The organism is Aeromonas sp. L_1B5_3, from assembly GCF_963866575.1.
Classification (GTDB): domain Bacteria; phylum Pseudomonadota; class Gammaproteobacteria; order Enterobacterales; family Aeromonadaceae; genus Aeromonas; species Aeromonas jandaei.
Genome location: NZ_CAWMDN010000009.1, coordinates 1 through 6392, shown reverse-complemented (window position 1 = coordinate 6392; position 6392 = coordinate 1). Strand labels below are relative to the sequence as shown.

Annotated in this window: 7 protein-coding genes; all 7 read right to left on the bottom strand. The window is 62.4% G+C overall.

The window, feature by feature from the left end:
* Nucleotides 1-1311: AAA family ATPase (locus AACR93_RS01590; protein WP_043852167.1), on the bottom strand; the 1311-nt coding region annotated here is incomplete at its 3' end.
* A 19-nt stretch (nt 1312-1330) separates the two neighbouring features.
* Complete coding sequence (icmH, locus tag AACR93_RS01585; RefSeq protein WP_033114647.1) at nt 1331-2110, bottom strand: type IVB secretion system protein IcmH/DotU; 780 nt, start codon at nt 2108-2110, stop codon at nt 1331-1333.
* A 23-nt stretch (nt 2111-2133) separates the two neighbouring features.
* The gene (gene tssK, locus AACR93_RS01580) at nt 2134-3468 is read right to left on the bottom strand and encodes a type VI secretion system baseplate subunit TssK (RefSeq protein ID WP_041210857.1); all 1335 of its coding nucleotides are present in this window, start codon (nt 3466-3468) and stop codon (nt 2134-2136) included.
* A 2-nt stretch (nt 3469-3470) separates the two neighbouring features.
* The gene (gene tssJ, locus AACR93_RS01575) at nt 3471-3986 is read right to left on the bottom strand and encodes a type VI secretion system lipoprotein TssJ (RefSeq protein WP_041210858.1); all 516 of its coding nucleotides are present in this window, start codon (nt 3984-3986) and stop codon (nt 3471-3473) included.
* Nucleotides 3986-5215, bottom strand: a complete 1230-nt coding sequence (gene tagH, locus AACR93_RS01570; protein WP_043852166.1) for a type VI secretion system-associated FHA domain protein TagH — start codon at nt 5213-5215, stop codon at nt 3986-3988. Before tagH ends, tssJ begins: the two co-directional genes overlap by 1 nt.
* 2 nt (nt 5216-5217) lie before the next feature.
* The gene (gene tssG, locus AACR93_RS01565) at nt 5218-6216 is read right to left on the bottom strand and encodes a type VI secretion system baseplate subunit TssG (protein ID WP_033114704.1); all 999 of its coding nucleotides are present in this window, start codon (nt 6214-6216) and stop codon (nt 5218-5220) included.
* On the bottom strand, nt 6180-6392 hold a 213-nt coding region (locus AACR93_RS01560; RefSeq protein WP_197077988.1), incomplete at its 5' end, for a type VI secretion system baseplate subunit TssF. The genes AACR93_RS01560 and tssG, both read right to left, overlap by 37 nt.

Sequence of the window (6392 nt, the reverse complement as noted above, 5' to 3'; positions counted from 1 at the left end):
GTCCCGGTGAACGGTTACGACGGCGCGCGGCGGCGTGGTGAGGTTGATGGCAACCCGGGCACAGGCGGTATCGAGCACGTCGATCGCCTTGTCCGGCAACTGACGGCCGGAGATGTAACGGGCGGAGAGCTGGGCCGCAGCTTGCAGCGCCTCCTCGTCGATCAGTACCCCGTGGGCCTTCTCGTAGATGCTGCGCAGACCGCGCAGGATCACCGTGGCCTCATCGGCATTGGGTTCGATCACCTTGACCAGCTGGAAGCGACGGGAGAGCGCCGCATCCTTCTCGACATACTTCTTGTACTCGCTCCAGGTGGTGGCGGCGATGGTGCGCAGCTCGCCACGGGCCAGCGCCGGCTTGATCAGGTTGGAGACATCCATGCCGCCGGCCTGGTTGCCGGCCCCGATCAGGGTGTGTGCCTCGTCGATAAAGAGGATGACTGGGCGCACCGACTCCTTGACCTCCTGCATCACCCCCTTGAAACGCTTCTCGAACTCCCCCTTGACCGAGGCGCCCGCCTGCATGGCACCAAGATCCAGCGTCATCAGCTCGACCCCGCGCAGCTTTTCGGGCACCTGACCCGCCACGATGCGCAAGGCCAGCCCCTCGATCAGGGCGCTTTTACCGACGCCCGCCTCGCCCACCACGATGGGGTTGTTTTTGCGGCGACGGGAGAGGATGTCGATCATCAGGTCGATCTCGTGATCCCGGCAGAGTACGGGATCGAGCGAACCCTGACGGGCCTGCTCGGTCACATTGATGGTGAAGCGGGCCAGCAGAGTTGCGTCGGTCGGCAGTGCCGCCGGTGCCGTGTTGCCATTGGCCGGATTGGTCACTGGCGTCTCGGCAGACTCCTTGACCCACTCGTCGAACTGCTGGCGCAGCAGTTCGCGATTGACGTTGGCCAGCAAACGGGTCACCGAACCGGACAAATAGCGCTGCGGGGTCATCAACAGCACCAGCAGCATGACGCCGCTGCGCAGCTGGGCATGCTGCATCTCGGCGGAGGCGAGCAGCCAGCTGTCTTGCAGCCACTCGACCAGCAGCGGCGAAAAAGAGGGATAACCCTGGCCATAGCCGTTGTCGGCAGCGGACGGTTGCAGCAGGGTTTTGAGCTCCTCCACTTCCACGTCGGCGCGTTTGAAGATGAGACGGACATCGCTGAGCGGCGTATCCAGCATCTTGAGCAGCAGATGCTCGATGCGGATCTCGGCTCCCTGATGGTTGACACAGAGGGCCGCGGCCTCCTCCAGCATGTGACGGCAGATAGGGTTGAGTCTTTCCACCAGTACTGGCAGTTCTATACGGATCAAGGCGTGCTCTCCTTAGTACTTATTTTAATAATTCGCCCAGTTGACGCAGTACGTCCTGGGTCTGGTTATTGAGTTGGTGGTGATAGAGGCCAAAGATGATGGCCAGGATCAGCGCCCCTCCCATGAACAGGGTGCGCAGGGAGACCTGCTTGCGCAGCTGGTAGCGGGCCGCCTGCCGACCGAGGTCGAGGTGAAACACGCTGGGTGCCTCGCCGCTGCTCTCGGGGGCGAGCTGTTTGTGCAGCTGGCGGACGATACGCTCGAACTCTTCGCGCCCCTGGCTCATCACCTTGTAACGCCCCTCGAAACCGAGACAGAGGCAGAGATAGATGAACTCCAGAATGTCGCGGTAGCGCTCCGGATCCTCCTGCAGACGGGCCAGCAGGACGAACACCTTCTCGCCGCCCCAAGTCTCGTTGTGGAAACGGGTCAACAGCGAATGTTCCGACCACTCGCTTTGGCTGCCCCAGTCGCGGCCCATCACGGCCTCATCGATGAAGGTGCAGAGGATGTAGCGAAACGAGAGGACGACGCCATTCTCGTAACCCTGAGCCATCAACTCCTGCTCGATGGCCTGGATCTCGGTCACCACCTGCTGATAGAGCTCGGGCACCCGATCGTAACGGGACAGCAGGCGCACCCGCTGCACCAGCCCCAGCAAGGGGGTCACCGCATCGATCATCGGGTTGATGCTCTGGCCACGCAGTCGGAACCAGTAGTCCGAATCCATGTCCAGCTGCTCGGCATGATCGAACAGCAGATCGCTGAGTTGCTCGTTCTTGATAATGTCCGTGGTCATCTCTGCATGTTTCCTTGGTGCGATCACTGGCTACGAATGGCCCAGAGCTGCATGTCGAGCTCGGGGAAATCGCCGGCGATATGGAAGGCGAGCGTGTTGCCCACTGCCAGCATCTGCCAGGCCGGGCTCTGACGGTCGAGCTGGAAGTAGCTGTAACCGGCGTGGTAGGGCAACTGGCGCGGCGCCACCGGCAGCGGCAGCAGCGGAATACCCGGCAGCTGCAGGCTGATGAGCTCGCGGATCTTGTCGCTGGAGGCCACCTTGGTCTGCTGCAGCAGCTGTTTGCGCAGCTGCTCCTGCGGCATGCGGGCACGCACTGCCAGCACGAAGTCGGCGCTCTGCATCAGCTCGCTCTCGCTCACCATGGCCACCATGATGCCGTACTGGTGCTTGCGCAGCTGGATGGAGACGGCACGCGGCGACAGCACGGTACTGAGTGCCTGACGCAGGGCCAGCATCACCGGTTCGAAGCTCACCTGCTGGTCGTCGTGACGATAGGCGGGGAACTCGGGCGGCAGGCGGGACTCGTCGGTAAAGGTCATCAGTTCGCCACACAGCTGCACCAGCGCCTCATGCAGCCGCTCGGGGTGCAGGGTGCCAAGGCGCGCCAGATGGGAGAGCTGGGGCTGGGCGCGGTTGAGCAGCTGCAGCATCATGAACTCGGCCACATCGGCAACCCCCTGCTGACCCGGCGCCGCGATGCGCTGGGAGAGGCTGCGAGCCCGCTCGGCCACCAGGCCAGCCGACTCGCCGAGGAAGCGCTTGAGAGTCGGGATGGCGGATACGCTGATGCTGCAGGGCATGAAGTTGGGATCCAGCACCAGACCGCCGTCCGGACGTTTGTCCAGAATGCGGGCAATGGCCAGGGAGGCGTAGGCACTGCGATCCTCCCGCTCCAGCATCAGGCGCAGGCTGACCCGCCCCACCTCGAGGGAGACCACGTCCCCCCCTTCGCTGTGCAGGTCGCGCACATCGTGGCGATGGGCCTGCAGTCGGGTAGCGACCTGACCGCCCTGCCCCACCTCGTTGACCCCGCTCACCGAGAGCGGCAGCGCCAGATAGACCTTCTGGTTGGCGACCGAAGCGTCGGTGATCTCCAGCGGGGTCGGCAACATATCGTCGTTCGGGATGTTGAACACGGTACCGTCCGGCAGAATGCCGGTAGCCCCCACCAGCGCGATGCGGCCAAAGCCGAGATAATCCTCATTGATGGCGAGCGACTGCAAGCCATAGAAGTAGTCGCTAAGCGCGCTCAGGCGAGCGTGCAGCGCGTAATCCGAATGTCTCTGTTGTTGCTGGAAGTGCTGAGGCTTGATAAAGAGCCCTTCACGCCAGATAACCCGATTTCGACTCGACATGGTTATTCTTCTTCTTTTTGTAGTTCCACTTCATCCAGGCGCAGGTGCACCAGGATTTGATAGGCCATTCCCTTGCTCTTGATCTTGATGACCTTGCGCCACTCGGCGCTGTCCGGGTCGGCGTAACGTGCAATCACGCCGATGTAACGGGTCTTCTCGTCGAGCTTGACGGGGGGCAGGTATTTGAACTGACCGGGCAGCAGGGTGTACTCCTGATGATCGAGGTAGTTCTTGCCAAGGGCCTTCTCCACATCCGCCGTCACCTGGTCGTAGTCGGTGGCGAGCAGCTTGGAATCTTCCGCCAGCAGCACCACCTGAAACTCGATAGGTGCTGCCTCCCCGCTCTCGTTGGGGTTGACGTCAGGCTCGGCGACCAGACTCAGCCCCAAAGTGGAGGGCTGATCATTGTTGCTCCCCACCTGGATATCCGGGTTCATGGCGACATCGGCCATCTTGCCCATGGTGGTACAACCGGCGAGGGTCAGCAGAGCCGCCCCCAGCATCAGCGCACGTATCATCAAATCAGTCCCTGTTGCTGACGCACGGCCTGGTCATACGCCTGGGCGTAAACCTGATGGAACAGCTTGTCGAACCCCTGCTGGCGAGCAGAGGTGAGCTCGCGGTAGTAGTGCTGGTACATGTTCCAGGCCCACCCTTCATCAGCCATGCCCGGCGCGCCGCTGCGGCGGTATTGCTCGAACCGGCCGAGCAGGGCTTCCGGCGAGAAGGCCTGCAGGATGCTGTCAAGCGCCGCACTGATGGCCTGCTGGTTCGCCACGTGGTGAATACGCACGTTTTGCAGGCTCTCGGCCACCGCGGCCGGCGCGCTCAGGTGCACCGGGCTCTTCTGCTCGGCAAACAGCACCGCCAGGGTCTCATCATAACCAAGGCCAAGGCGCAGCGGATTATCCTCAATCGGACGCAAGTGCTTATCAGCCAGCGCAGCCTGATCGTTTTGCAGCTGGAGCAGCCCCTCCACCATGGCCCGCATGGTCTTGCCCATCTCTTCAAGCATGTCGTGTGCCTGACGGGTATCTTCCAGTTGCAGGTTCTGACCCAGACCGCGCATCAGCGGCGTCAGGGCAACGTGATCAACTCCCTCCTGCGGCATGAAATCGGGATGGTTCTCGATGGTGGGCATATCCAGAAATTCTTGGCTCATGGTGTTCTCGACAGCAGAAAAAGGGGCAAGGGAGAGGGAGTCCATCTCCGGTTGAGGGTGCAGCTCAGCCTGCATGCGGCTCTCGGCCAGCGGATTGATGGCGCGCTCCTGTTGCAGGGCCTGCAAGGGGTCGACGGCGAGATGACGGGGATCCGCCACACCGGCTGTTGGCTCCTCGCCCGCCAGCCACTCGTCAAGCTGCTCGGCCGGATGGGTTCCCAGCACCTGATGCAGGCTCTGCTCCGGCGTAATGGCCCCCAGATAGGCGCGCAGGCGGAACGGGCCGACGATGAGCTCGTCCCCCTGCTCCAGATGCACCTTGCGGGCCCGTCCGATGGGCGAGGTGGCGCCATTGATGTAGGTCTGGCCGCTGAGATCGCACAGGCAGAAACGACCATCATTGAGCTCGACCCGGGCGTGGGCGGGCAGCACGGCCCCCAGCCGATCCTTCAGTTGCCAGTCATCCTGCTCGGAAGCACCCAGGGTGCCGCCCATCTCGTCGAAGCGGTACTGCACCTGCTGGCGACCATCGAGCTGCTCGCTGTTGAGCACCACCAGGGAAAGTTGCTGATTAAACTCGTCCACATTCACTCCTGCACACATATGGTCACAAACGGCTCGCTCGGTGGCTGGCCGAGAAAGGTACTCCACCCCAGACGGGCGCTCTGCTCTTCACCGAGTCGCAGCCCCTTCGCCTGCTCCTGACCGAAGCCAAGACGCAGATCCCAGGCCAGCTGATCGCGCAAGATGAAGGAGACAAAGGTCACCAGCGACTGGAAGTGCTCCCCGTTCGGAAGAAATCCGAGAAACTGGCTGAAACTCAGGTTGTTGATCTTCAACAAAAACTTGCCGGCGCAATCATTAACCTTGTCGCCGATGACAAAATCCCCGCCCAAGGTCGCGCAAGCGCCCCCCAGACGGTTTTGCTGATCCGGATGGATCGGCACCTTGCGCCACTGCCAGGCACTCACCTCTACCTCGGCCAGATCGAAACAGTGGGCCACCAGACCGGCTACCACCTCGGGCGAACGACTGGGGCTCGCCAGCATGCCCGCATAGGAAAGCATCTTGGCCCGGTTGACCGGCAGGCTCTGGCAGACGGCCTCATTGCCAAGCCCCACCAGTGCAAACATCAGGCGGGAGAAGCCATCCTCACCGTTGTCCTGAAAACGGACGTGGTAGCGATACTTGCGCCAGATCCGGTGCAGCAGGGTCAGCAGACGGTGATGAAAGAAGTCGAGAAAGAGGCCGAGCTTCTGCTCCCCCTGGGCGTACTCCCACGCCAGCGAGTCGAGGTAGTAGCCGGGCATCGGCGACTGGCTGCCATGCAGGCCGAGAAACGCGACCTCAAGCTCGTGGCGGCCCCGCTCATCGCGACCAAACTGCAGCACATCGCTGGTTGGAAAGCCGAGGGAGGCAGTCGCCTTGAAACGGATCTTCTCGTCACCCGGCAGGTGGTCGAGACCACGCTCCTGATCCGCCCCCTCCAGCCGGTTGAGCAGCTCGACCAGCTGGAAGAAATTGAAGCGCGGCGCCTCCCCTGCGCAGGTCACATCAGGGAGTGCTGACCGATCTGGACTGGCCATTGATAGCGCTCCTTGTTATCGAGATTGACCACCTCAAGCAGGTGGAAGGCGTTGACGCTGGCATAGAGCGAGAAGAAGTGGGCCAGCACGGTACTGAAGAGATAGAGCTCCCCTTCGCTGCCGAAGGCGGACTGGCGAATGGAGAGCACCGACTTGAGCCCCCGCACCGGCATGCC